The 24,730-nt window shown below is 53.3% G+C and carries 25 protein-coding genes and 2 tRNA genes; 20 read left to right on the forward strand and 7 right to left on the reverse strand.

The genetic code is table 11. The annotated features are described in order from the left end of the window. The first annotated feature begins 2 nt into the window (after positions 1 to 2). The 5 genes from mlaD (at position 3) to murA (ending at position 3,189) form a co-directional block, all read left to right on the forward strand. Positions 3 to 551: an outer membrane lipid asymmetry maintenance protein MlaD gene (mlaD, locus tag G6Q29_RS17200; RefSeq protein WP_006812131.1), complete on the forward strand. Its 549-nt coding sequence runs from the start codon at positions 3 to 5 to the stop codon at positions 549 to 551. Between the two features lie 18 nt (positions 552 to 569). Further along, positions 570 to 1,205: a phospholipid-binding protein MlaC gene (gene mlaC, locus G6Q29_RS17205; RefSeq protein ID WP_006812130.1), complete on the forward strand. Its 636-nt coding sequence runs from the start codon at positions 570 to 572 to the stop codon at positions 1,203 to 1,205. Next, on the forward strand, positions 1,205 to 1,498 hold the full coding sequence (mlaB, locus tag G6Q29_RS17210; protein WP_165466669.1) for a lipid asymmetry maintenance protein MlaB: 294 nt from the start codon (positions 1,205 to 1,207) through the stop codon (positions 1,496 to 1,498). Before mlaC ends, mlaB begins: the two co-directional genes overlap by 1 nt. A gap of 126 nt (positions 1,499 to 1,624) precedes the next feature. Then, positions 1,625 to 1,879: a BolA family iron metabolism protein IbaG gene (gene ibaG, locus G6Q29_RS17215; RefSeq protein WP_003861840.1), complete on the forward strand. Its 255-nt coding sequence runs from the start codon at positions 1,625 to 1,627 to the stop codon at positions 1,877 to 1,879. 50 nt (positions 1,880 to 1,929) lie between these two features. After that, positions 1,930 to 3,189 carry a UDP-N-acetylglucosamine 1-carboxyvinyltransferase gene (gene murA / locus G6Q29_RS17220; protein ID WP_006812128.1) on the forward strand — a complete coding sequence of 420 codons (1,260 nt, stop codon included), beginning with the start codon at positions 1,930 to 1,932 and terminating at the stop codon, positions 3,187 to 3,189. A gap of 63 nt (positions 3,190 to 3,252) precedes the next feature. Here murA and sfsB read toward each other — a convergent pair whose 3' ends face one another. After that, positions 3,253 to 3,540 (reverse strand): DNA-binding transcriptional regulator SfsB, encoded by a 288-nt coding sequence (gene sfsB, locus G6Q29_RS17225; protein ID WP_165466670.1) that lies wholly within the window; start codon positions 3,538 to 3,540, stop codon positions 3,253 to 3,255. A 229-nt stretch (positions 3,541 to 3,769) separates the two neighbouring features. Further along, on the reverse strand, positions 3,770 to 4,741 hold the full coding sequence (gene ispB / locus G6Q29_RS17230; protein ID WP_165466671.1) for an octaprenyl diphosphate synthase: 972 nt from the start codon (positions 4,739 to 4,741) through the stop codon (positions 3,770 to 3,772). Between the two features lie 257 nt (positions 4,742 to 4,998). Here ispB and rplU point away from each other — a divergent pair, with 257 nt between their 5' ends. The 4 genes from rplU (at position 4,999) to cgtA (ending at position 7,838) form a co-directional block, all read left to right on the forward strand. After that, the gene (rplU, locus tag G6Q29_RS17235) at positions 4,999 to 5,310 is read left to right on the forward strand and encodes a 50S ribosomal protein L21 (protein WP_003025032.1); all 312 of its coding nucleotides are present in this window, start codon (positions 4,999 to 5,001) and stop codon (positions 5,308 to 5,310) included. 19 nt (positions 5,311 to 5,329) lie between these two features. Then, a complete protein-coding gene (gene rpmA, locus G6Q29_RS17240) occupies positions 5,330 to 5,587 on the forward strand; it encodes a 50S ribosomal protein L27 (RefSeq protein WP_003861831.1) in 258 nt (85 codons plus the stop codon). 94 nt (positions 5,588 to 5,681) lie between these two features. Further along, positions 5,682 to 6,647, forward strand: a complete 966-nt coding sequence (locus G6Q29_RS17245) for a DMT family transporter (RefSeq protein WP_165466672.1) — start codon at positions 5,682 to 5,684, stop codon at positions 6,645 to 6,647. A 15-nt stretch (positions 6,648 to 6,662) separates the two neighbouring features. Continuing rightward, positions 6,663 to 7,838: an Obg family GTPase CgtA gene (cgtA, locus tag G6Q29_RS17250; protein WP_003861823.1), complete on the forward strand. Its 1,176-nt coding sequence runs from the start codon at positions 6,663 to 6,665 to the stop codon at positions 7,836 to 7,838. 34 nt (positions 7,839 to 7,872) lie between these two features. On the opposite strand, the gene pmrB is transcribed toward cgtA, so the two are convergent. The 3 genes from pmrB to dacB are packed head-to-tail and all read right to left on the reverse strand — an operon-like array spanning position 7,873 to position 11,011. After that, positions 7,873 to 8,916 carry a two-component system sensor histidine kinase PmrB gene (pmrB, locus tag G6Q29_RS17255; RefSeq protein WP_165466673.1) on the reverse strand — a complete coding sequence of 348 codons (1,044 nt, stop codon included), beginning with the start codon at positions 8,914 to 8,916 and terminating at the stop codon, positions 7,873 to 7,875. After that, positions 8,913 to 9,575: a two-component system response regulator PmrA gene (gene pmrA, locus G6Q29_RS17260; RefSeq protein WP_165466674.1), complete on the reverse strand. Its 663-nt coding sequence runs from the start codon at positions 9,573 to 9,575 to the stop codon at positions 8,913 to 8,915. Before pmrA ends, pmrB begins: the two co-directional genes overlap by 4 nt. A 2-nt stretch (positions 9,576 to 9,577) precedes the next feature. Next, complete coding sequence (dacB, locus tag G6Q29_RS17265) at positions 9,578 to 11,011, reverse strand: serine-type D-Ala-D-Ala carboxypeptidase (protein ID WP_003861817.1); 1,434 nt, start codon at positions 11,009 to 11,011, stop codon at positions 9,578 to 9,580. Positions 11,012 to 11,239: 228 nt separating this feature from the next. On the opposite strand from dacB, the gene greA reads away from it, so the two are divergent. Beyond that, a complete protein-coding gene (gene greA / locus G6Q29_RS17270) occupies positions 11,240 to 11,716 on the forward strand; it encodes a transcription elongation factor GreA (protein WP_006812122.1) in 477 nt (158 codons plus the stop codon). 151 nt (positions 11,717 to 11,867) lie between these two features. Here the strand turns inward: greA and yhbY are convergent, their stop codons facing one another. Then, entirely contained in the window at positions 11,868 to 12,161 is a 294-nt protein-coding gene (gene yhbY, locus G6Q29_RS17275) for a ribosome assembly RNA-binding protein YhbY (protein WP_003861814.1), read from the reverse strand. 127 nt (positions 12,162 to 12,288) lie between these two features. Here yhbY and rlmE point away from each other — a divergent pair, with 127 nt between their 5' ends. The 6 genes from rlmE (at position 12,289) to G6Q29_RS17305 (ending at position 17,880) form a co-directional block, all read left to right on the forward strand. After that, on the forward strand, positions 12,289 to 12,915 hold the full coding sequence (rlmE, locus tag G6Q29_RS17280) for a 23S rRNA (uridine(2552)-2'-O)-methyltransferase RlmE (protein ID WP_003861812.1): 627 nt from the start codon (positions 12,289 to 12,291) through the stop codon (positions 12,913 to 12,915). Positions 12,916 to 13,017: 102 nt separating this feature from the next. Next, positions 13,018 to 14,952, forward strand: coding sequence for an ATP-dependent zinc metalloprotease FtsH (gene ftsH / locus G6Q29_RS17285; protein ID WP_003861810.1), 1,935 nt, complete (start codon positions 13,018 to 13,020; stop codon positions 14,950 to 14,952). A gap of 98 nt (positions 14,953 to 15,050) precedes the next feature. Continuing rightward, entirely contained in the window at positions 15,051 to 15,899 is an 849-nt protein-coding gene (folP, locus tag G6Q29_RS17290) for a dihydropteroate synthase (RefSeq protein ID WP_165466675.1), read from the forward strand. Next, on the forward strand, positions 15,892 to 17,229 hold the full coding sequence (glmM, locus tag G6Q29_RS17295; RefSeq protein ID WP_165466676.1) for a phosphoglucosamine mutase: 1,338 nt from the start codon (positions 15,892 to 15,894) through the stop codon (positions 17,227 to 17,229). The genes folP and glmM overlap by 8 nt, the downstream gene beginning before the upstream one ends. Positions 17,230 to 17,451: 222 nt before the next feature. Continuing rightward, positions 17,452 to 17,784 (forward strand): preprotein translocase subunit SecG, encoded by a 333-nt coding sequence (gene secG / locus G6Q29_RS17300; protein WP_003861803.1) that lies wholly within the window; start codon positions 17,452 to 17,454, stop codon positions 17,782 to 17,784. A 9-nt stretch (positions 17,785 to 17,793) separates the two neighbouring features. Continuing rightward, positions 17,794 to 17,880: transfer RNA gene (locus G6Q29_RS17305), tRNA-Leu, on the forward strand. Positions 17,881 to 18,067: 187 nt separating this feature from the next. Here the strand turns inward: G6Q29_RS17305 and argG are convergent. Further along, on the reverse strand, positions 18,068 to 19,414 hold the full coding sequence (gene argG, locus G6Q29_RS17310; protein ID WP_165466677.1) for an argininosuccinate synthase: 1,347 nt from the start codon (positions 19,412 to 19,414) through the stop codon (positions 18,068 to 18,070). 286 nt (positions 19,415 to 19,700) lie between these two features. On the opposite strand from argG, the gene G6Q29_RS17315 reads away from it, so the two are divergent. From G6Q29_RS17315 to infB, 4 genes are all read left to right on the forward strand, one after another. Continuing rightward, positions 19,701 to 19,777 (forward strand) — tRNA-Met (locus tag G6Q29_RS17315). 207 nt (positions 19,778 to 19,984) lie between these two features. Then, positions 19,985 to 20,437, forward strand: coding sequence for a ribosome maturation factor RimP (gene rimP / locus G6Q29_RS17320; RefSeq protein WP_165466678.1), 453 nt, complete (start codon positions 19,985 to 19,987; stop codon positions 20,435 to 20,437). A 28-nt stretch (positions 20,438 to 20,465) separates the two neighbouring features. Then, positions 20,466 to 21,968 (forward strand): transcription termination factor NusA, encoded by a 1,503-nt coding sequence (nusA, locus tag G6Q29_RS17325; protein WP_003861798.1) that lies wholly within the window; start codon positions 20,466 to 20,468, stop codon positions 21,966 to 21,968. Positions 21,969 to 21,992: 24 nt separating this feature from the next. Continuing rightward, positions 21,993 to 24,680 carry a translation initiation factor IF-2 gene (gene infB / locus G6Q29_RS17330; protein ID WP_003861796.1) on the forward strand — a complete coding sequence of 896 codons (2,688 nt, stop codon included), beginning with the start codon at positions 21,993 to 21,995 and terminating at the stop codon, positions 24,678 to 24,680. Positions 24,681 to 24,730 lie beyond the last annotated feature (50 nt).

A 24,730-nucleotide genomic window follows, 5' to 3' on the forward strand; every position in this document is an offset into this window, starting at 1 on the left:
TCATGCAAACGAGAAAAAATGAAATTTGGGTTGGCGTGTTTCTGCTTCTGGCGCTGCTGGCCGCGCTGTTCATCTGCCTGCGAGCGGCGGACATCACCTCAGTTCGCGCCGAGCCGACGTATCGCGTCTACGCGACTTTCGATAATATCGGCGGCCTGAAGGCGCGCTCACCGGTGCGTATTGGTGGCGTCGTTATCGGACGTGTCGCGGACATTACGCTTGATGAGAAAACCTATCTGCCGCGTGTCGCAATGGATATCGAAGAGCGCTATAACCACATCCCGGACACCAGCTCGCTTTCTATCCGCACCTCTGGCCTGCTGGGGGAGCAATATCTGGCCCTTAACGTTGGTTTTGAAGATCCTGAGCTGGGAACGACTATCCTTAAAGACGGTAGCGTAATCCAGGATACCAAGTCAGCGATGGTGCTGGAAGATATGATTGGTCAGTTCCTTTACAACAGTAAAGGGGATGATAAAAAGTCTGACGATGCCCCTGCGCAGAGTGAAGACCACACCAACGTCGAACCGACGCCAGGCGCGACGAATTAATTTCAGGAGAAGTCATTCATGTTTAAACGACTGTTAATGGTTGCCATGCTGGTCATTGCCCCTCTTACCGCGGCGCATGCTGCGGATCAGAGTAACCCGTACAAACTGATGGATGAGGCCGCGAAGAAAACCTTCGACCGTCTTAAAAACGAACAGCCAAAAATCCGCTCTAACCCTGACTATCTGCGTGATGTGGTGGATCAGGAACTGCTGCCGTATGTGCAGATCAAGTATGCGGGCGCACTGGTGCTGGGCCGTTACTACAAAGACGCGACCCCTGCACAGCGCGAGGCTTACTTTGCGGCGTTCCGTGAATACCTGAAACAGGCTTACGGCCAGGCGCTGGCGATGTACCACGGGCAGACCTATCAGATTGCCCCTGAGCAGCCTCTGGGCGACGCCACCATCATTCCTATCCGCGTGACGATTATCGATCCAAACGGCCGTCCGCCGGTTCGTCTGGACTTTCAGTGGCGTAAAAACAGCCAGACCGGAAACTGGCAGGCGTACGACATGATTGCTGAAGGCGTCAGCATGATCACCACTAAACAGAACGAGTGGAGCGATCTGCTGCGCACTAAAGGTATTGATGGCCTGACTGCTCAGCTTCAGTCAATCTCTCGTCAGAAAATTACCCTGGACGAGAAGAAGTAATGTCGCAGCAGCTTAGCTGGGCGCGTGACGGCGAGACGTTGACGCTGACGGGAGAGCTGGATCAGGATCTGCTTAACCCGCTGTGGGACGCTCGCCATAACGCGATGCAGGGCGTGACGCTGATTGATCTCCATGGCGTCACGCGGGTAGATACCGCTGGTATTGCCCTGCTGGCGCACCTGGTGGCCACGGGCAAAAAGCAGGGGAGCAACGTCACCCTGACGGGAGTAAGCGATAACGTGATTACCCTTGCACAGCTTTACAATTTGCCGCAGGACGTATTACCGCGCTAATTTTTTCAGTACGTTACTTCTGAAAGCCCCGACAGTTTACGCGTCGGGGCTTTTTGCTTGTTTAAGACCGCGCCACTTTGCTCTAAGATGTTGAGCTTGTTTTCACTATCAGATGATGTAGACCCCATGGAAAATAATGAAATCCAGACTGTGCTGATGAATGCACTCTCCCTTCAGGAAGCCCACGTCTCTGGCGATGGCAGTCACTTCCAGGTTATTGCTGTGGGTGAGATGTTCGACGGAATGAGTCGCGTGAAGAAACAGCAGGCTGTGTACGCGCCGCTGATGGAATACATTGCGGATAACCGCATCCACGCGCTGTCGATTAAAGCGTTCACCCCACAGGAGTGGGCACGCGATCGCAAACTAAACGGTTTTTGAGCTGAGGGCGAAATGCCCGCAGCACGGTTGAATTTATAAGAGAGCAAACGATGGATAAATTTCGTGTACAGGGACCTACGCGTCTCCAGGGCGAAGTCACAATTTCTGGCGCTAAAAACGCCGCGCTGCCCATTCTTTTCGCTGCGCTGCTCGCAGAAGAGCCGGTAGAGATCCAGAACGTACCGAAGCTGAAAGATATCGACACGACCATGAAGTTGCTCGGCCAGTTGGGCACCAAAGTGGAGCGTAACGGTTCCGTCTGGATCGATGCCAGCAACGTGAACAACTTCTCAGCACCTTATGAGCTGGTGAAAACCATGCGTGCTTCCATCTGGGCGCTTGGCCCGCTGGTGGCGCGTTTCGGTCAGGGACAGGTTTCACTCCCGGGCGGATGCGCTATCGGCGCGCGTCCAGTCGACCTGCATATCTTCGGCCTTGAAAAACTCGGCGCGGAGATCAAGCTGGAAGAAGGTTACGTTAAAGCGTCCGTAAATGGCCGTCTGAAAGGCGCGCACATTGTCATGGACAAAGTGAGCGTGGGCGCAACGGTCACCATCATGTCGGCTGCTACGCTGGCAGAAGGCACCACAATCATCGAAAACGCCGCACGTGAGCCGGAGATCGTGGATACCGCGAACTTCCTGGTCGCATTGGGTGCGAAGATCAGCGGGCAGGGTACTGACCGTATCACCATTGAAGGTGTTGAACGTCTGGGAGGCGGTGTGTATCGCGTACTGCCAGATCGTATCGAAACCGGTACTTTCCTGGTCGCGGCCGCGATTTCTGGCGGTAAGATTGTTTGCCGTAACGCACAGCCCGATACCCTGGATGCAGTGCTGGCGAAACTGCGCGATGCGGGTGCGGACATTGAAATCGGTGAAGACTGGATCAGCCTCGATATGCACGGGCAGCGCCCTAAAGCCGTTAACGTGCGTACTGCGCCACATCCGGCATTCCCGACGGATATGCAGGCGCAGTTCACCCTGTTGAACCTGGTGGCCGAAGGCACGGGCTTTATCACGGAAACCATCTTCGAAAACCGTTTCATGCATGTCCCGGAACTGATCCGTATGGGGGCGCATGCTGAAATTGAAAGCAACACGGTAATTTGCCACGGCGTTGAAAAACTGTCCGGTGCACAGGTGATGGCGACCGATCTGCGTGCGTCTGCAAGCCTGGTGCTGGCAGGTTGTATTGCGGAAGGGACTACCGTTGTCGATCGTATTTACCATATCGATCGTGGTTATGAGCGTATTGAAGACAAACTGCGCGCGCTGGGTGCGAATATCGAGCGTGTGAAGGGCGAGTAATCTTTCCGGCACCCCCCTGCCAGAACAGGCCGGGGGATTGCTGTTTCTGTCGAACCGGGTGCATCAGTCCTGATGTGCTTTCTTCTTTTTGCTTTGGCGCATCATGCGCGTTCTGTCGATAAATTCATGGGTAATGGGATCGTGGTAGCGTGACGGCCAAATCACCCACGGATGCGTATCCAGCGCCGTCGCGATAATCAACTCTCCCTTCGGCCATGGGCGGGTCAGTGCATTTGCCAGCGTCGATGAGCTCAGCCCATGACGACGTGATTCGGCAGCCAGCGATGTCCCTTTTTTACGCAGTGCTGCAATAATGTCAGCAGAATGCCAGTCGATGAATTTTGTATCCATAATGCTGTCCTTGTGTTCGTTATCGTCCACGTCGTTTCGTGTGAAAAGACAGCATTACTATACTCACTTCTAACTTCTGTTCTAAAAAGTTCATGTTACGAGAAACAATATTCAGAATAAGACATGGCTTTATACATGCGGCCTGTAACCTGATGAACTTACACGGAAAAGTAATTTACTGGTGCGTACTGGAATCTCCCTGCGGGGACGCAGGGAGACGAGGACGGGATTAACGGTCGCGCTGAACGGCGATGTGGGCGAGGCCGATTAACGCATCACGCCATGGGCTGTCAGGAATGACCTGAACAGCGGCGATGGCTTTGTCTGCTTCTTCTTCAGCACGCTGGCGGGTCCATTCCAGGGAGCCGCAGATTGCCATTGTTTCCAGTACCGGCTCCAGAAGATGGCGGCCATTTCCCTGCTCGATAGCTTCCCGGATCATTTTCGCCTGCTCTGGTGTGCCGTTGTGCATTGCGTGGAGCAGTGGCAGCGTTGGCTTCCCTTCGTTCAGGTCATCACCGACGTTTTTACCGAGCGTTTCGCCATCCGCGCTGTAATCCAGCAAATCATCAATCAGCTGGAACGCGGTGCCAAGGTAACGGCCATAATCCTGAAGCCCTTTCTCCTGAGCTTCGCTACAACCTGCCAGAATGCCAGAACACTGCGCCGCTGCTTCAAACAAACGTGCGGTCTTGCTGTAAATCACCCGCATATAGTTTTCTTCGGTGATATCCGGGTCGTTAACGTTCATCAGCTGAAGGACTTCGCCTTCAGCGATAACGTTCACGGCTTCTGACATCACTTCCAGTACCTTCAGCGAGCCAAGACGGGTCATCATCTGGAACGCTCGGGTATAGATAAAATCCCCTACCAGAACGCTTGCCGCATTTCCAAACGCGGCATTAGCGGTGGCTTTACCACGACGCATGTCTGATTCATCCACAACATCGTCATGAAGCAGAGTAGCGGTGTGGATAAATTCGATCAGCGCCGCGATGGTGACGTGGGCATTTCCCTGATAGCCAACCGCGCGCGCGGCCAGAATGGCAATCATCGGACGAATACGTTTACCGCCGCCACTGACGATGTAATAGCCCAACTGATTGATCAGCTGAACGTCAGAGTTGAGTTGCTCCAGGATTGCTGCATTCACACCCGCCATATCTTGCGCGGTTAACTCATTGATTTTTTCTAAATTCATCGCAAAAGCCGGGCTTTTTATCCTGTTTATCCCACACGAGATGGGTACACAAAGGGTTTCGGTTTATAAATAGTATTGCTGATTGTACTGAAAAAACGGCTCAGATAAACGTTACCGTACGTGTTGTGTTTTTTTTCTTCATGTATTGATGGTAGCACTTGTCAAAGGCTCGCGTTTTGCGTAATATTCGCGCCCTATTGTGAATATTTATAGCGCACTCTGAATCATACGAGGATGTGCGCGGAAGCGGAGTTTATATGTACGCGGTTTTCCAAAGTGGTGGTAAACAACACCGAGTAAGCGAAGGTCAGACCGTTCGCCTGGAAAAGCTGGACATCGCAACTGGCGAATCTGTTGAGTTCGCTGAAGTTCTGATGATCGCAAACGGTGAAGAAGTCAAAATCGGCGTTCCTTTCGTTGATGGCGGCGTTATCAAAGCTGAAGTTGTTGCTCACGGTCGTGGCGAGAAAGTTAAAATCGTTAAGTTTCGTCGTCGTAAACACTATCGTAAGCAGCAGGGCCACCGTCAGTGGTTCACTGATGTGAAAATTACTGGCATCAGCGCCTAAGACCTGAGGAGAGATTTAAATGGCACATAAAAAGGCTGGCGGCTCCACACGTAACGGTCGCGATTCAGAAGCTAAACGCCTGGGCGTTAAGCGTTTCGGTGGCGAATCCGTTCTGGCGGGTAGCATCATCGTTCGTCAGCGTGGCACCAAATTCCACGCGGGTACCAACGTAGGTTGCGGTCGTGACCACACTCTGTTTGCTAAAGCAGACGGTAAAGTGAAATTTGAAGTTAAAGGCCCGAACAACCGTAAATACATCAGCATCGTTGCTGAGTAAGGTTTTCTCGGTCCGGTAACGGATTAAAGCCCCGCAACGTGTTGCGGGGCTTTTTACATTGGAAACCCGGAAATTTTCTGTAGGGAAAACGGGCATGAAGCAGCAGGCCGGCATGGGTATTCTCTTGGCGCTCACTACCGCAATGTGCTGGGGTGCGCTGCCAATTGCAATGAAGCAGGTACTGGAAGTCATGGAGCCACCGACGGTGGTGTTTTATCGCTTCCTGATGGCAAGCATAGGCCTGGGCGCCATTCTGGTCGTTAAAGGTAAGCTGCCACCGCTGCGCATCTTCCGAAAACCGCGTTGGCTGGTGTTACTGGCTATCGCGACGGGCGGTCTGTTCGGTAACTTCATTCTGTTCAGCTCTTCCCTGCAATATCTTAGCCCTACAGCGTCGCAGGTGATTGGTCAGCTTTCACCGGTCGGCATGATGGTCGCCAGCGTATTCATCCTCAAGGAGAAGATGCGCGGCACGCAGATCGTCGGGGCAAGCATGCTGCTTTGCGGGCTGGTGATGTTCTTTAATACCAGTCTGATCGAGATTTTTACCCGCCTGACGGATTACACCTGGGGTGTCATTTTTGGGGTGGGCGCAGCAACGGTCTGGGTGAGTTATGGCGTCGCGCAAAAGGTGTTATTGCGCCGTCTGGCCTCACAGCAGATCCTCTTTTTGCTGTACACTTTGTGTACACTGGCATTATTGCCGTTAGCGAAGCCGGGTGTCATTACCCAGCTCAGCGATTGGCAACTGGCGTGCCTCATTTTTTGTGGGCTGAATACGCTGGTCGGTTATGGCGCGCTGGCTGAAGCTATGGCGCGCTGGCAGGCAGCACAGGTGAGCGCCTTAATTACGCTTACCCCGCTGTTTACGCTGTTATTTTCAGATTTGTTATCAATGGCCTGGCCCGATGTCTTCGTCAAGCCGATGCTCAACCTGTTGGGTTATCTCGGTGCGTTTGTCGTGGTTGCGGGCGCGATGTATTCCGCCATTGGTCATCGTCTCTGGGGGCGTTGGCGCAAAAATGAAGCGGTTGTAATAGTCCCCCGCTCAGGCGAATGAGTTACGGAGAGTAAAATGAAGTTTGTTGATGAAGCGACGATTCTGGTCGTGGCAGGTGATGGCGGTAACGGCTGTGTAAGCTTCCGCCGTGAAAAATATATTCCTCGTGGCGGTCCTGACGGCGGTGACGGTGGAGACGGTGGTGACGTGTGGCTGGAGGCGGATGAAAACCTCAATACGTTGATTGACTACCGTTTTGAAAAATCTTTCCGCGCCGAGCGTGGTCAGAACGGTCAGAGCCGCGACTGTACCGGTAAACGCGGTAAAGACGTGACGATCAAAGTGCCTGTGGGTACGCGTGTGATCGACCAGGGCACGGGCGAAACCATGGGTGATATGACCAAACACGGTCAGCGCCTGATGGTGGCGAAAGGCGGCTGGCACGGTCTGGGTAACAGCCGTTTCAAATCTTCCGTAAACCGTACCCCGCGTCAAAAAACCATGGGTACGCCGGGTGATAAGCGCGACCTGCAACTGGAACTGATGCTGCTGGCAGATGTGGGGATGCTGGGTATGCCAAACGCCGGTAAATCGACGTTTATCCGTGCGGTCTCTGCGGCGAAACCAAAGGTAGCGGACTATCCGTTTACGACGCTGGTACCGAGCCTGGGCGTTGTCCGTATGGATAACGAGAAGAGCTTCGTGGTAGCGGACATTCCTGGTCTGATTGAAGGGGCAGCAGAAGGCGCCGGTCTGGGTATTCGCTTCCTGAAGCACCTTGAGCGTTGCCGCGTACTATTGCACCTTATCGACATCGATCCAATCGACGGCTCCGATCCGGTTGAAAACGCCCGTATCATTATTGGCGAGCTGGAGAAGTACAGTGAAAAACTGGCGCAAAAACCACGCTGGCTGGTCTTCAATAAGATCGACCTGATGGACAAAGCGGAAGCTGAAGCGAAAGCTAAAGCGATTGCCGAAGCGATGGGTTGGGAAGATAAATACTATCTGATCTCTGCCGCCAGCCAGGTTGGCGTGAAAGATCTCTGCTGGGATGTGATGACCTTTATCATCGAGAATCCGGTTGTTCAGGCAGAAGAAGCGAAACAGCCTGAAAAAGTTGAATTCATGTGGGATGACTACCACCGCCAGCAGCTCGAAGAGCTGGAAGCGGAAGAAGATGATGAAGACTGGGACGATGACTGGGATGAAGACGACGAAGAAGGCGTCGAGTTCATCTACAAGCACTAATCTCTGTATAAAGCCCCTGACGGGGCTTTTTTTTTTAACCTATTTTCGCGGGTAACCAACAGCTGGCGATTAAACCGCCCTCAGCGCCGTTCTCCAGCGTTAAATGGCCATGATGGAGCTGTACGATACGCTGTACGATGCTCAGCCCAAGACCGCTGCCGCCGTAGCGCTGGTCGAGACGGCGGAAAGGCTCGGTGATCGACTGGCGGTGTGCCTCATCAATACCCGGCCCCTGATCGGTAACGCTCACCCGGGTACCGCCCTCCGTCGCTGTTAATGCCACTTCAATGGTTGTGCCTGCCGGGCTGTAGCGAGCGGCATTCTCAAGAAGGTTCCTGAGCATCAGACGTAACAGGACGGCGTCCCCCTGCACCGTCAGCGCGCTTTGCGGCGGCCATATTACCGTATGCTCTTTGGCTTCATGTTCCAGGCTGAGCGGGGCAATGATTGTCTCTGTCCAGTTCACGGTATCGTAGTGGCCGCTGGCCATCGCCTGCCCGGCACGCGCCAGCATCAACAGCTGTTCCACCGTATGCATTAACTGATCGATACGGCTTATCAGAGGTGTGGCCTGTGGGGAACCGGACTGAGCCATCAGTTCCAGATGGAGCCTGATCCCCGCAAGCGGTGTTCGTAACTCATGTGCCGCATCGGCTGTAAAGAGGCGTTCCTGTTGGATAGTGTGGTCCAGCCGGGCGAGCAGCTGATTTAGCGACGTGGTCACTGCACCAATTTCTTCCATATCGGAATACATCGGCAGGGGCGTCAGATTATCCGCCGATCGGTTCGCCAGGCTGTTGCGAAGTTTGTTGAGGGGCCGGGTGATCCAGGTGACTGCCCAAAATGAGAAGAACAGGGTAAAACCGACCATCACCAGAGAAGGGATCAGCAGCGAGGCTATGGCTTCGCGAATTTCTTTTTCGACATGGGTGTTGCGCGCTTTCGCGGAGAGCGTTTCGTTCACCAGGAAACCGATTTGTTCGCGGCTCTCGTGCCATAGCCAGATTACGCTAATGAGTTGAAAAAATAACAGAATAACCGCCAGCAACACCATTAATCGCCGACGCATACTGTTCATTTCTGGCTCTCCAGACGGTAACCCACCCCGCGTACGGTTTTGATGCGATCTTTGCCAAGCTTACGCCGCAGGTTATGTATGTGGACTTCAAGCGTGTTCGATCCCGGATCGTCCTGCCAGGAGTAGATGTCCTGTTGCAGCGTTTCACGATGCACCGTCTGTCCGCTGCGCATGATCAGACGCGTCAGCAGAGCGAACTCTTTTGGCGTCACCTCCACAGGCTGAGACTGGCGCAGCACCTGCTGGGTTTGTAGATTGAGGGTGATATCCCCGTCCGTCAGCAGGTTGTCGCTGTGGCCCTGGTAGCGGCGGATCAACGCCCGTACGCGAGCCTGTAGCTCGGCGAGGGCGAAGGGTTTTACCAGATAATCGTCAGCGCCAGAATCCAGCCCGTTAATTCTGTCTTCAATGGCATCGCGAGCGGTGAGAATCAATACGGGATTCTCCACCCCGCGACGACGCCACTGGCAGAGCAGCGTCGCGCCGTCTTTATCCGGCAGCCCCAAATCCAGGATCACCAGACTGTATTCTCCGCTCTGTATCAGGGCATCTGCTTCAGCGGCCGTGGCGGTACAATCCAGGGCGTAGCCCTCATTGCCCAGCGCCAGCGCTAACCCTTCCTGCAATAACAGATCGTCTTCAACTATCAGTAGTTTCATCGCTAGTTATTCTGGTAGATGTCCTTGTAGAGCCTGCTTTCGAAACGCACCAGTGGAATACGACGATTGCGCTGGTCGGCCGGTTCGACGGCATACCCGGAGAGATACTGCACGAATGCCATGCGTTGACCGCTGGCTGTGGTGATAAAACCGGCAAGGTTGTAAACGCCTTGCAGCGATCCCGTTTTGGCTGACACTTTGCCATCCACGCCCGCAGCGTGAAGGCCCGCACGGTATTGAAGTGAACCATCGTGTCCGGCAAGCGGCAGCATCGTGATAAAGTTTAGCTCAGCGTCGTGCTGAGCAATGTACTGCAACACCTGCATCATGGTGGCAGGCGAGATCAGATTATGACGCGATAAACCGGAACCATCGACCGCAATCGTATTGCCCAGATCGATTCCCGCCTGCTGGCGCAGGATTTGACGTACGGCATCAGAACCGGCCCGCCAGGTGCCCGGCACGCCAAAGCGCGCGTGCCCAATCATGCGAAATACCGTGTCGGCAATCATGTTATCCGACTTTTTCAGCATAATCTTAAGCAAATCATGCAGTGGCGCGGACTGTTTGCTGGCAATCACCGTGCCAGGCTCATTCACCTGCGTCTGGCGCAGCAGCGTTCCGGTGTAGGTTATGCCTGCCTGCTTCAGTTCGTCTTTAAAAATGGCCCCGGCATAGCCTGCGCCGTCCTGAATAGCGAAGGCCAGCGGGAGTGGATCGGCCCGCTGGGTCAGGCAGCCGGTGAGCGTATAGCGGTTTAGATCGCCCGGTACCACGTCCAGCTCACAATACTGCGCCTCCGGGGAACCTTTCGCCAGCGTCCGCACCTGGCTGAACATCGTAACCGGGTAGTAAGAGGCCACGCGGATAAAAGCTAAATCATTGGGTTTTGGCGCGCTGTAAAGCGATACGGAGAAGCAGTTACGGTCGACGATGGCGGCGGCTGGCGGGGCGCTAAAGCACTGCGTCATGTCGTTCCACGGCCAGCCAGGCGCTTTATCGTGGCTGGCGAAAATGGAGGTGTCGATCAGCACGTTGCCATCAATTTTTGTCACGCCGGATTTTTTCAGTACCGCCACCATGTTGCGGACATCCTGACGCTTAAAGGTAGGATCGCCGCCAAAACGGGCGATAAGATCCCCTTTCAGTTCGCCACCCTCAACGTTACCTCTGGTTTCAAGGGTGGTAGTAAAACGGAAGTCAGGCCCGAGCTGGAGCAGGGCGGCGAGGGCAGTGATAACCTTCTGGGTACTGGCAGGCAGCGCCATCTGTTGACTGTGATAGTCAATCTCGGGAGCCTGCGCGCCAACCTTCTGCACCATCAGGGCAAGGTTCGCGCCGGCGGGCAGTTGATTAATGTACTCATCAACGTTCGCGGCCTGAACGGTGAACGTTATACTGGTAGTCAATCCGATGATAAAACTGGAAAATCGCATAATCTCGCGCTAACAACCCGAAAACAAACCGTCATACTACGGTGCATGGCACTGTAAAGTAAACGATGACCCATAGTGAACTTCGCGGTAAAATGCGTATCAAATTGAAAAATTGCTGCTGACCTGGGGCGTTGCTCCCGGGTCGGTTTTCTTTTTGCTTCTGGCCTGTTCAGGTGGGCTGGAGCAGGGAACACTGCTCCCAACAGGAATGTTTAAGAGGTATAACAAATGCAAGCTATTCCGATGACCTTACGTGGTGCCGAAAAACTGCGCGAAGAGCTGGATTTTCTCAAATCTGTGCGTCGCCCTGAAATCATCGCCGCTATCGCGGAAGCGCGTGAGCATGGCGACCTGAAAGAGAACGCTGAATACCACGCGGCGCGTGAGCAGCAGGGTTTCTGTGAGGGGCGCATTAAAGATATCGAGGCGAAACTGTCTAACGCGCAGGTTATTGATATCACCAAAATGCCAAATAATGGCCGTGTGATCTTCGGTTCTACCGTCAGCGTCCTGAACCTGGACAACGACGAAGAGCAGACCTATCGCATCGTGGGTGATGATGAAGCGGACTTCAAACAGAACCTGATTTCGGTGAACTCCCCGATTGCTCGTGGCCTGATTGGCAAAGAGCAGGACGATGTGGTCACCATCCGCACCCCTGGCGGCGAAGTAGAATACGAAATTATTAAGGTTGAATACCTCTAATTCGCTTCTCTACTAAGATGTTGATACATTGTAAAGAAAAGAAAAAGGCCGCATAGCGGCCTTTTATCAACTCAAGGAGCATGGCATTTTGCTCGCCTGCTGAAAGAAATCCCTCGTTTCACACAGAAAATGTGTTCGATTCAGGATATCCTTAACGTGGCAGCGAGATTTTGCGCTCTTTAGATGGGCGATAGAGCACCAGCGTTTTACCGATGACCTGTACATTACAGGCGCCGGTTTCGCGCACGATGGCTTCCACGATCAGGTTTTTAGTGTCTCTGTCTTCAGAGGCGATTTTCACCTTGATCAGCTCGTGGTGTTCCAGCGCTTGTTCAATCTCGGCAAGCACCCCTTCGGTCAAACCATTGTTGCCAAGCATCACTACAGGCTTGAGCGGATGTGCCAGACCTTTAAGGTGCTGTTTTTGTTTAGTACTCAGATTCATCGTATATTTTTGCTTACGTTGGGATTGAAAACGGTTCATTCTACCGCCATCTCCCTAATATCGCCAAATAGCTGCGTAGAAATTTACGTCACAGGCAAGCAACGATGAACCAGGACGGAAATGTTAAATGACAGGTAAAAAGCGTTCTGCCAGCTCCAGCCGCTGGCTTCAGGAACACTTTAGCGATAAATATGTTCAACAGGCGCAGAAAAAGGGGTTGCGTTCCCGCGCCTGGTTTAAACTTGATGAAATACAGCAAAGTGACAAACTTTTTAAACCGGGAATGACGGTTGTCGACCTCGGTGCGGCACCTGGCGGATGGTCCCAGTATGCGGTTACGCAGATCGGCGGAACAGGCCGAATCATCGCATGCGATCTTTTACCAATGGATCCCATCGTCGGTGTCGACTTCCTTCAGGGCGACTTTCGTGATGAATTAGTGCTTAAAGCATTACTTGATCGTGTAGGTGACAGTAAGGTCCAGGTTGTCATGTCGGATATGGCACCAAATATGTGTGGAACACCGGCGGTGGATATCCCCCGCGCCATGTATCTGGTGGAACTAGCGTTAGAAATGTGTCGTGATGTACTAGCGCCTGGTGGTAGTTTTGTTGTGAAGGTGTTTCAGGGCGAAGGTTTCGAGGAGTATCTTAAGGAAATTCGCTCCCTGTTTGCGAAGGTCAAAGTTCGTAAGCCGGACTCTTCCCGGGCCCGTTCCCGTGAAGTGTATATTGTAGCGACCGGGCGAAAATGATAACCGGTAGATTTCAGGCGAAAGTTTGAATGAAACTGGATATAGAGTATCCTGACGCTGTTTTTAACACAGTTGTAATATGAGGTTAATCCCTTGAGTGACATGGCGAAAAACCTAATACTCTGGCTGGTCATTGCCGTTGTGCTGATGTCAGTATTCCAGAGCTTTGGGCCCAGCGAGTCGAATGGCCGCAAGGTGGATTATTCTACCTTCCTGCAAGAGGTCAATCAGGACCAGGTTCGCGAAGCGCGTATCAACGGACGTGAGATCAACGTTACCAAGAAAGATAGTAACCGTTACACGACTTACATCCCGGTGAACGATCCTAAGCTGCTTGATAACCTTCTGACCAAAAACGTCAAAGTGGTAGGCGAGCCACCGGAAGAACCAAGCCTGTTGGCTTCTATCTTCATTTCCTGGTTCCCGATGCTGCTTCTTATCGGCGTCTGGATTTTCTTTATGCGCCAGATGCAGGGCGGCGGTGGCAAAGGTGCCATGTCGTTCGGTAAGAGCAAGGCGCGTATGCTGACGGAAGACCAGATCAAAACCACGTTTGCTGACGTAGCTGGTTGTGACGAAGCAAAAGAAGAGGTGGGTGAACTGGTTGAATACCTGCGTGAGCCGAGCCGTTTCCAGAAACTGGGCGGTAAGATCCCGAAAGGCGTCCTGATGGTCGGCCCTCCGGGTACCGGTAAAACCCTGCTGGCAAAAGCCATCGCGGGTGAAGCGAAGGTACCGTTCTTTACTATTTCAGGTTCTGACTTCGTTGAAATGTTCGTGGGTGTCGGCGCATCTCGTGTGCGTGACATGTTCGAGCAGGCTAAGAAGGCAGCACCGTGCATCATCTTTATCGATGAAATCGACGCCGTAGGCCGCCAGCGTGGCGCAGGCCTGGGCGGTGGTCACGATGAACGTGAGCAGACCCTGAACCAGATGCTGGTTGAGATGGACGGCTTCGAAGGTAACGAAGGTATTATCGTTATCGCGGCAACTAACCGTCCTGACGTACTTGACCCTGCGCTGCTGCGTCCAGGCCGTTTCGACCGTCAGGTTGTGGTCGGTTTACCGGATGTTCGTGGTCGTGAACAGATTCTGAAAGTGCATATGCGTCGCGTACCGCTGGCGCCAGATATCGACGCGGCAATCATCGCGCGTGGTACGCCAGGCTTCTCCGGTGCGGATCTGGCTAACCTGGTCAACGAAGCTGCTTTGTTCGCCGCTCGCGGTAACAAGCGTGTGGTGTCTATGGTGGAATTCGAAAAAGCGAAAGACAAAATCATGATGGGTGCGGAACGTCGCTCCATGGTGATGACGGAAGCGCAAAAAGAGTCCACGGCATACCACGAAGCAGGACACGCGATTATCGGCCGCCTGGTTCCGGAACACGATCCGGTACACAAGGTGACGATCATTCCACGCGGTCGTGCGCTGGGTGTGACCTTCTTCCTGCCTGAAGGCGATGCGATCAGCGCCAGCCGTCAGAAGCTGGAAAGCCAGATTTCAACCCTGTACGGCGGTCGTCTGGCGGAAGAGATTATCTACGGTGCGGAACATGTTTCCACCGGTGCGTCTAACGATATTAAAGTGGCGACAAACCTGGCGCGTAACATGGTGACTCAGTGGGGCTTCTCCGACAAACTCGGTCCGCTGCTGTATGCAGAGGAAGAGGGCGAAGTATTCCTGGGCCGCTCCGTGGCAAAAGCGAAACATATGTCCGATGAGACGGCACGTATCATCGACCAGGAAGTGAAAGCGCTGATTGAACGTAACTACGCTCGCGCCCGTCAGATCCTGAACGACAATATGGACATCCTGCATTCGATGAAAGATGCGCTCATGAAATATGAGACCATTGATGCACCGCAGATTGACGACCTGATGGCGCGCCGCGAAGTGCGTCCGCCGGCAGGCTGGGAAGACCCAGGCGCGTCTAACAATTCTGACAACAATGGCACCCCGCGTGCGCCGCGTCCGGTCGATGAACCGCGTACGCCAAACCCGGGCAACACCATGTCAGAGCAGTTGGGCGACAAGTAAGTCACTGCTGTTGAAGCGTTTGTTTGTATCTCAAACCCTGGAGCTTGCTCCGGGGTTTTTCTTATCCATTTAACCACATTCATTCCAGGGATTTCACCATGAAACTATTCGCCCAGGATTCGCATCTCGACCTTTCACATCCCCATGTGATGGGGATCCTGAATGTCACGCCTGATTCCTTCTCTGACGGCGGCACGCATAACTCGCTCATCGACGCGGTTAAACACGCAAATTTAATGATCAACGCGGGCGCCACCATCATTGACGTTGGAGGGGAGTCAACGCGGCCTGGCGCAGCGGAGGTTTCGGTGGAAGAAGAGCTGGCGCGCGTGGTGCCGGTGGTGGAAGCTATCGCCCGACGCTTTGAAGTGTGGATCTCCGTTGATACTTCCAAACCCGAAGTGATCCGCGAAGTGGCGAGAGTGGGCGCTCACATTATTAATGATATTCGCTCGCTGACCGAGCCAGGCGCGATCGAAGCCGCCGCAGAAACCGGGCTACCGGTGTGTCTGATGCATATGCAGGGCCAGCCTAAGACAATGCAGGAGGCGCCTAAATATGAAGATGTGTTTGATGATGTCACCCGCTTCTTTATTGAGCATATCGAACGCTGTGAACGTGCGGGAATCGCAAAAGAGAAATTGCTGCTCGACCCGGGCTTCGGTTTCGGTAAAAATCTCTCACACAATTATGCGTTGCTTGCGCGCTTATCAGAATTTCATCAGTTCGGCCTACCACTGCTGGTGGGAATGTCGAGAAAATCGATGATTGGTCAGTTGTTGAATGTCGGGCCGAGCGAACGTCTGAGCGGCAGTCTGGCCTGCGCGGTGATTGCCGCGATGCAAGGTGCACACATCATTCGCGTCCATGACGTAAAAGAAACAGTAGAAGCCATGCGTGTGGTGGAAGCCACACTGGCAGCGAAGGAAAACAAACGCTATGAGTAATCGTAAATATTTTGGTACCGATGGCATCCGTGGGCGCGTAGGCGATGCGCCAATAACCCCTGACTTTGTCCTGAAGCTGGGCTGGGCAGCGGGGAAAGTGCTGGCGCGTCATGGCTCTCGTAAGATCATTATTGGGAAAGATACCCGTATTTCGGGTTACATGCTGGAGTCCGCGCTGGAAGCCGGGCTGGCGGCGGCAGGGCTTTCTGCTTCCTTTACGGGACCAATGCCGACCCCTGCTGTTGCCTATCTGACCCGCACCTTCCGTGCGGAAGCGGGCATCGTCATTTCCGCTTCACATAACCCGTTCTATGACAACGGTATCAAATTCTTCTCCATCGACGGCACTAAACTGCCGGATGACGTGGAAGAGGCGATTGAAGCGGAAATGGAAAAAGAGATCACCTGTGTCGACTCCGCTGAGCTGGGTAAAGCAAACCGTATTGTCGATGCCGCAGGCCGCTACATTGAATTCTGTAAAGGCACTTTCCCGAATGAACTGAGCCTGGCACATCTCAAAATTGTGGTGGACTGTGCAAACGGTGCGACTTACCACATTGCGCCGAATGTTTTCCGCGAGCTGGGTGCGAAAGTGATCACTATCGGCTGCGAGCCGGACGGCCTGAACATCAACGAAGAAGTCGGCGCGACAGACGTACGTGCCTTGCAGGCGCGTGTCCTGGCTGAAAAGGCCGATCTGGGTATTGCCCTGGATGGCGATGGCGACCGTGTGATCATGGTTGACCACGAAGGTAACAAAGTCGATGGCGATCAGATCCTCTACATTATTGCACGTGAAGGCCTGCGTCAGGGGCAACTGCGCGGTGGCGCGGTGGGCACGCTGATGAGCAACATGGGTCTGGAGCTGGCGTTGAAACAGCTGGGCATCCCGTTTGTTCGTGCGAAAGTGGGTGACCGCTACGTGCTGGAAAAACTCCAGGAGAAAGGCTGGCGCATTGGCGCGGAAAACTCCGGCCACGTGATCCTGCTCGATAAAACCACCACCGGTGACGGCATTGTGGCGGCACTTCAGGTTGTTGCCGCGATGGCGCGTAACCATATGAGCCTGCACGATCTTTGCAGCGGCATGAAAATGTTCCCGCAGATCCTGGTGAACGTGCGTTTCACCGCCGGTAAAGGCGATCCCCTGGAAAATGACAACGTGAAAGCGGTGATGGCAGACGTAGAAGCCGCTTTGGGCAGTCGTGGGCGCGTTCTGCTGCGTAAGTCAGGTACGGAGCCGCTGATCCGCGTGATGGTGGAAGGTGAAGACGAAGTGCAGGTGACCGAATTTGCGCACCGTATTGCGGATGCTGTGAAAGCTGCATAATCTTTCATAATAGGTGTTTAAAAAGGCGGCGTTTGCCGCCTTTGTTTTAAGCAATGAATGGATTTTTGCTGTTTTTTTCGGCAGTTGATACAATGCCTCGAAAATGCCCTTGCGAAGGTGATTCGCTTTGGTTAGTATTCACACCCGCTTCAGTGGGAAACAAAATCCTGCTAATTGGTTGAAGCATTGGTATGCGGCAAATCCGCAAGGAACAGGTTGATTATGTACGAAGCTCTTTTAGTTATTTTCCTTATTGTAGCCATCGCTCTCGTAGCGCTGATTATGCTACAGCAAGGTAAAGGCGCTGATATGGGAGCCTCCTTCGGAGCAGGCGCTTCCGGTACGCTGTTCGGTTCAAGTGGTTCTGCGAACTTCATGACCCGTACGACGGCGATTCTGGCTACGCTGTTCTTCATCATCAGTCTGGTGCTGGGCAATATCAACAGCAATAAGACCAGTAAAGGAAGCGAGTGGGAAAATCTGAGCGCGCCAGCAAAAACTGAGCAAACTCAGCCAGCTGCACCGGCTAAGCCAACCAGCGATATCCCGCAGTAAGTATTCCGTACCGAGGTGGTGGAATTGGTAGACACGCTACCTTGAGGTGGTAGTGCCCTAACGGGCTTGTGGGTTCGAGTCCCATCCTCGGTACCAATATTCCAGAAGAAAGACGTCGCAAGACGTCTTTTTTTTCGTCTGTGCATTCCGTGTTTCCGATCTTTTGTAGGGCGGGTAAGCGCAGCGTCACCCACCGTTTTGTCCGGTGGCGCTGCGCTTACCGGGCCTACTAAGACCACAAAAAAGGCGCCCAATGGGCGCCTTTTGTATGACTTGCTGTCGATTATTTCTTATCACTGTGTTCCAGGTTCTCAACCTGTGGGAGGCCATTACCGGAACTGGCGGAGAGCAGGCCATTCTCAACATAGTTGAACAGCTTCTCACGGGTATCGGTGATGTCCAGGTTACGCATGGTCAACTGGCCAATACGATCGTCCGGAGAGAACACTGACTCACCTTTCTCCATGGTCAGACGCTCTGCTTTATAGGTCAGGTTGTCAGACACGGTATTGAGGATGGAGTAGTCATTGCCGCGACGCAGTTCCAGCGTCACTTCGCCGGTGATGGCGCTTGCCACCCAACGTTGCAGGGCGTCACGCAGCATCAGCGCCTGTGGATCAAACCAGCGACCCTGATACAGCAGTTTGCCCAGCTGGCGGCCATGAGAGTGATACTGCTCAATGGTATCTTCGTTGTGAATGCCGGTCAGCAGACGCTCGTAAGCGATGTGCAACAACGCCATCCCCGGCGCTTCGTAAATGCCACGGCTTTTCGCTTCGATAATACGGTTCTCAATCTGGTCACTCATACCCAGACCGTGACGGCCGCCGATGCGGTTTGCTTCCAGCATCAGTTCAACATCGTCGGAGAAGGTTTTGCCGTTCAGGGCAACCGGATGGCCGCGTTCGAAACGCACGGTCACTTCTTCCGCCGGGATGTTCACGTTCTCATCCCAGAACTTCACGCCCATGATCGGGTTAACAATTTTCACGCTGGAGTTCAGGAATTCCAGGTCTTTCGCTTCGTGCGTCGCACCCAGCATGTTGGAGTCGGTTGAGTAGGCTTTCTCAACGGACATCTTGTAGTCAAAGCCGCAGGCAATCATAAATTCAGACATTTCATGACGGCCACCCAGTTCGTCGATGAAGTCGGTATCCAGCCACGGTTTGTAGATCTGCAACTCGGCGTTGGTCAGCAGGCCATAACGATAGAAACGTTCAATATCATTGCCTTTATAGGTGCTACCATCACCCCAGATGTTCACGCCATCTTCTTTCATGGCGGCGACCAGCATGGTGCCAGTGACGGCACGACCCAGCGGAGTGGTATTAAAATAGGTCAGGCCGCCGGTAGTATTATGAAAAGCACCGCACTGGATCGCGGCAATCCCTTCGGCAACCAGCTGCTTACGGCAGTCGATCAGACGTGCGTTCTCTGCGCCATATTCCATGGCACGACGAGGGATTGCGTCATAATCTTCCTCGTCCGGCTGACCCAGGTTCGCAGTATATGCATAAGGAACCGCTCCCTTCTGGCGCATCCACAGCAGTGCAGCGCTGGTATCCAGGCCGCCAGAAAAAGCGATGCCAATACGTTGTCCTACCGGGAGATGCTTGAGAATCGTCGTCATATAATAAAACCCTGCTTGAGTGACTGTTTAGAGACCGCTTTCGCTCTCGATGCATGTTTATGCAAAATAAGTGAGTATTCATTTAATCATCTTTTACCGACGACCGAAAGAGACGTGTGCGTTTTTTGTAAAAATTTCCCTTTTATTCCCCTGACTGAAGTTAGGTTGACAGGTGGGGTCAACTATCAATATACTAAACGCCGATTTTACGTCCCGTCTTCGGTACCAAATCCCAGCATTATTTGCAAATTCTGTCCAAAACGCGTAGAATTTGCCACGTTTCAGGCGCGGGGTGGAGCAGCCTGGTAGCTCGTCGGGCTCATAACCCGAAGGTCGTCGGTTCAAATCCGGCCCCCGCAACCACTTTCCCATAAAGTTCTTTTTCAAATATACTGTGAAGACTTAGAGCCTTCGTAGCTGGATTTGAAAAAATTCTTTCGGAGAGTGCTCCAGGCCACAGTTGTGGCTATAGGGTTCAGTTATCTAAAGCCCCGATTTATCGGGGTTTTTTGTTATCTGACTACAGAATAACTGGGCTTTACGCCCTTTTTTTATGTCTTGGGGGTGGGCTTGTCCACATTAGAGCAAAAATTAACAGAGATGATTTCTGCACCGGTCGAAGCACTGGGCTACGAACTGGTCGGCATCGAATTCGTTCGCGGCCGTACATCCACACTGCGCATCTATATTGATAGTGAAGATGGCATCAATGTTGATGATTGTGCTGATGTCAGCCACCAGGTGAGTGCGGTTCTTGATGTTGAAGATCCGATTACCGTTGCGTACAACCTGGAAGTTTCCTCACCTGGCCTCGATCGCCCGATGTTCACGGCCGAGCACTATGTGCGTTTTACCGGTGAAGAAGTGGCTCTCGTTCTGCGTATGGCCGTACAGAACCGCCGTAAATGGCAGGGAATTATCAAAGCCGTTGATGGTGAAATGATCACGGTGACAGTCGAAGGCAAAGATGAAGTGTTCGCGCTGAGTAATATCCAGAAGGCGAACCTGGTTCCCCACTTTTAACAGTCTGGATTGAGGTGAAAAGCCCGCGATGAACAAAGAAATTTTGGCTGTTGTTGAAGCCGTCTCCAACGAGAAATCACTGCCGCGTGAGAAGATTTTCGAAGCGCTGGAAAGTGCACTGGCTACAGCGACCAAGAAAAAATACGAACAAGAGATCGATGTTCGCGTAGAAATCGATCGTAAAAGCGGTGACTTCGATACATTCCGTCGCTGGGTAATTGTTGAAGAAGTGACCCAGCCGACCAAAGAGATCACCCTGGAAGCGGCACGTTTTGAAGACGAAAGTCTGAACGTGGGTGACTACGTTGAAGATCAGATTGAATCTGTTACCTTCGACCGTATCACCACCCAGACCGCGAAGCAGGTTATCGTGCAGAAAGTTCGCGAAGCTGAGCGCGCGCTGGTTGTCGATCAGTTCCGCGATCAGGAAGGCGAAATCATCACTGGCGTGGTGAAGAAAGTAAACCGCGACAACATCTCTCTGGAGATCAAATCCGAAGGGCTGCCGGGTAACGCTGAAGCCGTGATCCTGCGCGAAGATATGCTGCCGCGTGAGAACTTCCGCCCAGGTGACCGTATTCGTGGTGTGCTGTATGCCGTACGCCCTGAAGCGCGTGGTGCACAGCTGTTCGTAACGCGTTCTAAACCAGAAATGCTGGTTGAACTGTTCCGTATTGAAGTGCCGGAAATCGGCGAAGAAGTTATCGAAATCAAAGCGGCGGCCCGCGATCCGGGTTCCCGTGCGAAAATTGCGGTGAAAACCAACGACAAGCGTATCGACCCGGTCGGTGCCTGCGTCGGTATGCGTGGCGCACGTGTTCAGGCGGTTTCTACCGAACTGGGCGGCGAGCGCATTGATATCGTTCTGTGGGACGATAACCCGGCGCAGTTCGTGATCAACGCAATGGCACCGGCTGATGTGGCGTCTATCGTAGTTGACGAAGACAAACACACCATGGATATCGCTGTAGAAGCGGGCAACCTGGCGCAGGCGATTGGCCGTAACGGTCAGAACGTACGTCTGGCGTCACAGCTGAGCGGCTGGGAACTCAACGTGATGACCGTTGATGACCTTCAGGCCAAGCATCAGGCTGAAGCCCATGCGGCGATCGACACCTTCACCAAATACCTGGACATTGACGAAGATTTCGCCACTGTGCTGGTTGAAGAAGGTTTCTCTACGCTGGAAGAACTGGCCTATGTGCCAATGAAAGAGCTGCTGGAAATTGACGGTCTGGATGAACCAACCGTTGAAGCCCTGCGTGAACGCGCTAAAAACGCACTGACCACCCTGGCGCTGGCTCAGGAAGAAAGCCTTGGCGATAAGAAGCCGGCTGATGACCTGCTGAATCTGGAAGGTCTTGATCGTGCGATTGCGTTCAAGCTGGCTGCCCGTGGTGTTTGTACGCTGGAAGATCTCGCTGAGCAAGGCGTTGATGACCTGGCTGATATCGAAGGTTTAACCGACGAGAAAGCCGGCGAACTCATCATGGCCGCACGTAATATTTGCTGGTTCGGCGACGAAGCGTAATAAACTGTAGCAGGAAGGAACAGCATGACTGATGTAACTGTAAAATCGCTGGCTGCTGAGATTCAGACCTCCGTGGACCGCCTGGTACAGCAATTTGCTGATGCAGGGATCCCGAAGTCCGCTGATGACTCGGTGACCGCGCAAGAAAAACAAACCTTGTTAGCGCACCTGAACCGTGAACACGGCTCTACGCCTGACAAGTTAACGCTACAGCGCAAAACGCGTAGCACGTTGAACATCCCTGGTACCGGCGGCAAAAGCAAATCGGTACAAATTGAAGTCCGCAAGACGCGCACCTTTGTAAAACGTGATCCGCAAGAGGCAGAACGCCTTGCCGCGGAAGAGCAGGCACAGCGTGAAGCGGAAGAACAAGCTCAGCGTGAGGCAGAAGCCACTGCCAAACGTGAAGCAGAATTAAAAGCTGAACGTGAGGCCGCAGAAAAAGCGAAACGCGACGCCGGTGAAAAAGCGAAGCGTGACGCTGCGGAAAAAGACAAAGTGAGCAATCAACAGACCGACGAAATGACCAAAACAGCCCAGGCTGAAAAAGCCCGCCGTGAAAATGAAGCTGCCGAGCTGAAGCGTAAAGCGGAAGAAGAAGCCCGCCGTAAGCTTGAAGAAGAAGCTCGCCGCGTCGCCGAAGAAGCGCGACGCATGGCAGAAGAAAACGAGAAGAATGGTGTGAATACCGCTGAACCTACTGAAGATACCAGCGATTATCACGTCACCACGTCTCAGCATGCGCGCCAGGCAGAAGACGACAACGACCGTGAAGTTGAAGGTGGTCGTGGCCGTACTCGCAGTGCAAAAGCTGCACGTCCTGCGAAAAAAGGTAACAAACACGCTGAATCAAAAGCTGACCGTGAAGAAGCGCGTGCAGCGGTTCGCGGCGGTAAAGGCGGCAAGCGTAAAGGTTCCGCTCTCCAGCAGGGCTTCCAGAAGCCTGCTCAGGCCGTTAACCGTGACGTTGTGATCGGCGAAACCATCACCGTTGGCGAACTGGCTAACAAGATGGCGGTAAAAGGCTCTCAGGTCATCAAAGCGATGATGAAACTGGGCGCAATGGCCACCATTAACCAGGTCATCGACCAGGAAACCGCACAGCTGGTTGCCGAAGAGATGGGCCACAAAGTTATCCTGCGTCGTGAAAACGAGCTGGAAGAAGCAGTAATGAGCGACCGTGATACGGGCGCAGCGGCTGAACCGCGCGCACCGGTTGTGACCATCATGGGTCACGTTGACCACGGTAAAACCTCTCTGCTTGACTACATTCGTTCTACTAAGGTTGCCTCCGGCGAAGCGGGTGGTATTACTCAGCACATCGGTGCTTACCACGTAGAAACCGAAAACGGCATGATCACCTTCCTGGATACCCCGGGCCACGCAGCGTTTACCTCCATGCGTGCTCGTGGTGCTCAGGCAACGGATATCGTTGTACTGGTTGTTGCTGCCGACGATGGCGTGATGCCACAGACCATTGAAGCTATCCAGCACGCGAAAGCGGCGCAGGTGCCTCTGGTTGTCGCAGTTAACAAAATCGATAAGCCAGAAGCCGATATGGATCGCGTGAAGAACGAACTGTCCCAGTACGGCGTCATGCCGGAAGAGTGGGGCGGTGAAGCGCAGTTCATCCCTGTATCTGCAAAAGCGGGTACCGGTATCGACGACCTGCTGAACGCTATCCTGCTTCAGGCTGAAGTTCTGGAGCTGAAAGCGGTTCGTAAAGGTATGGCGAGCGGCGCGGTAATCGAATCCTTCCTGGATAAAGGTCGTGGTCCGGTTGCAACCGTTCTGGTTCGCGAAGGTACTCTGCACAAGGGTGACATCGTTCTGTGTGGTTTCGAATACGGTCGCGTTCGTGCGATGCGTAACGAACTGGGTCAGGAAGTGCTGGAAGCGGGTCCGTCCATTCCGGTGGAAATCCTCGGCCTGTCCGGTGTTCCGGCTGCCGGTGACGAAGTCACCGTGGTACGTGACGAGAAGAAAGCGCGTGAAGTTGCACTGTATCGTCAGGGTAAATTCCGTGAAGTGAAGCTGGCTCGTCAGCAGAAATCTAAACTCGAGAACATGTTCGCCAACATGACCGAAGGCGAAGTTCACGAAGTGAATGTCGTTCTGAAAGCGGACGTTCAGGGTTCTGTGGAAGCGATCTCCGACTCCTTGCTGAAACTGTCTACCGACGAAGTGAAAGTGAAGATCATCGGTTCTGGCGTAGGTGGTATCACCGAAACCGACGCAACCCTGGCAGCAGCGTCCAACGCGATCCTGGTTGGCTTCAACGTTCGTGCTGACGCTTCTGCGCGTAAAGTGATTGATGCTGAAAGCCTGGATCTGCGTTACTACTCCGTCATCTATAACCTGATTGACGAAGTGAAAGCAGCGATGAGCGGCATGCTGTCTCCTGAGCTGAAACAGCAGATCATCGGTCTGGCTGAAGTACGTGACGTGTTCAAATCACCGAAATTCGGTGCGATCGCGGGCTGTATGGTTACCGAAGGGACCATCAAGCGTCACAACCCAATTCGCGTACTGCGTGACAACGTGGTTATCTACGAAGGCGAGCTGGAATCCCTGCGCCGCTTCAAAGATGACGTTAACGAAGTCCGTAACGGCATGGAATGTGGTATCGGCGTGAAGAACTACAACGACGTTCGCGTTGGCGATATGATCGAAGTGTTCGAGATCATCGAAATTCAGCGTACCATCGCGTAATCTTCGTCAACTGAAGATTAATTAGCGTAGGCCGGGTAAGCGAAGCGCCA

The sequence above is a fragment of the Enterobacter cloacae genome (assembly GCF_011078175.1).
GTDB lineage: Bacteria > Pseudomonadota > Gammaproteobacteria > Enterobacterales > Enterobacteriaceae > Enterobacter > Enterobacter cloacae_Q.

Coding starts and splice junctions, on each gene's coding strand:
- rlmE (WP_003861812.1), top strand. CDS start 12,289: ATGACAGGTAAAAAGCGTTCTGCCAGCTCCAGCCGCTGGCTTCAGGAA.
- infB (WP_003861796.1), top strand. CDS start 21,993: ATGACTGATGTAACTGTAAAATCGCTGGCTGCTGAGATTCAGACCTCC.
- pmrB (WP_165466673.1), bottom strand. CDS start 8,916: ATGAACAGTATGCGTCGGCGATTAATGGTGTTGCTGGCGGTTATTCTG.
- yhbY (WP_003861814.1), bottom strand. CDS start 12,161: ATGAATCTGAGTACTAAACAAAAACAGCACCTTAAAGGTCTGGCACAT.
- dacB (WP_003861817.1), bottom strand. CDS start 11,011: ATGCGATTTTCCAGTTTTATCATCGGATTGACTACCAGTATAACGTTC.
- secG (WP_003861803.1), top strand. CDS start 17,452: ATGTACGAAGCTCTTTTAGTTATTTTCCTTATTGTAGCCATCGCTCTC.
- G6Q29_RS17245 (WP_165466672.1), top strand. CDS start 5,682: ATGAAGCAGCAGGCCGGCATGGGTATTCTCTTGGCGCTCACTACCGCA.
- cgtA (WP_003861823.1), top strand. CDS start 6,663: ATGAAGTTTGTTGATGAAGCGACGATTCTGGTCGTGGCAGGTGATGGC.
- nusA (WP_003861798.1), top strand. CDS start 20,466: ATGAACAAAGAAATTTTGGCTGTTGTTGAAGCCGTCTCCAACGAGAAA.
- pmrA (WP_165466674.1), bottom strand. CDS start 9,575: ATGAAACTACTGATAGTTGAAGACGATCTGTTATTGCAGGAAGGGTTA.
- greA (WP_006812122.1), top strand. CDS start 11,240: ATGCAAGCTATTCCGATGACCTTACGTGGTGCCGAAAAACTGCGCGAA.
- glmM (WP_165466676.1), top strand. CDS start 15,892: ATGAGTAATCGTAAATATTTTGGTACCGATGGCATCCGTGGGCGCGTA.
- folP (WP_165466675.1), top strand. CDS start 15,051: ATGAAACTATTCGCCCAGGATTCGCATCTCGACCTTTCACATCCCCAT.
- rplU (WP_003025032.1), top strand. CDS start 4,999: ATGTACGCGGTTTTCCAAAGTGGTGGTAAACAACACCGAGTAAGCGAA.
- mlaD (WP_006812131.1), top strand. CDS start 3: ATGCAAACGAGAAAAAATGAAATTTGGGTTGGCGTGTTTCTGCTTCTG.
- mlaC (WP_006812130.1), top strand. CDS start 570: ATGTTTAAACGACTGTTAATGGTTGCCATGCTGGTCATTGCCCCTCTT.
- ibaG (WP_003861840.1), top strand. CDS start 1,625: ATGGAAAATAATGAAATCCAGACTGTGCTGATGAATGCACTCTCCCTT.
- sfsB (WP_165466670.1), bottom strand. CDS start 3,540: ATGGATACAAAATTCATCGACTGGCATTCTGCTGACATTATTGCAGCA.
- murA (WP_006812128.1), top strand. CDS start 1,930: ATGGATAAATTTCGTGTACAGGGACCTACGCGTCTCCAGGGCGAAGTC.
- ftsH (WP_003861810.1), top strand. CDS start 13,018: ATGGCGAAAAACCTAATACTCTGGCTGGTCATTGCCGTTGTGCTGATG.
- mlaB (WP_165466669.1), top strand. CDS start 1,205: ATGTCGCAGCAGCTTAGCTGGGCGCGTGACGGCGAGACGTTGACGCTG.
- argG (WP_165466677.1), bottom strand. CDS start 19,414: ATGACGACGATTCTCAAGCATCTCCCGGTAGGACAACGTATTGGCATC.
- rpmA (WP_003861831.1), top strand. CDS start 5,330: ATGGCACATAAAAAGGCTGGCGGCTCCACACGTAACGGTCGCGATTCA.
- ispB (WP_165466671.1), bottom strand. CDS start 4,741: ATGAATTTAGAAAAAATCAATGAGTTAACCGCGCAAGATATGGCGGGT.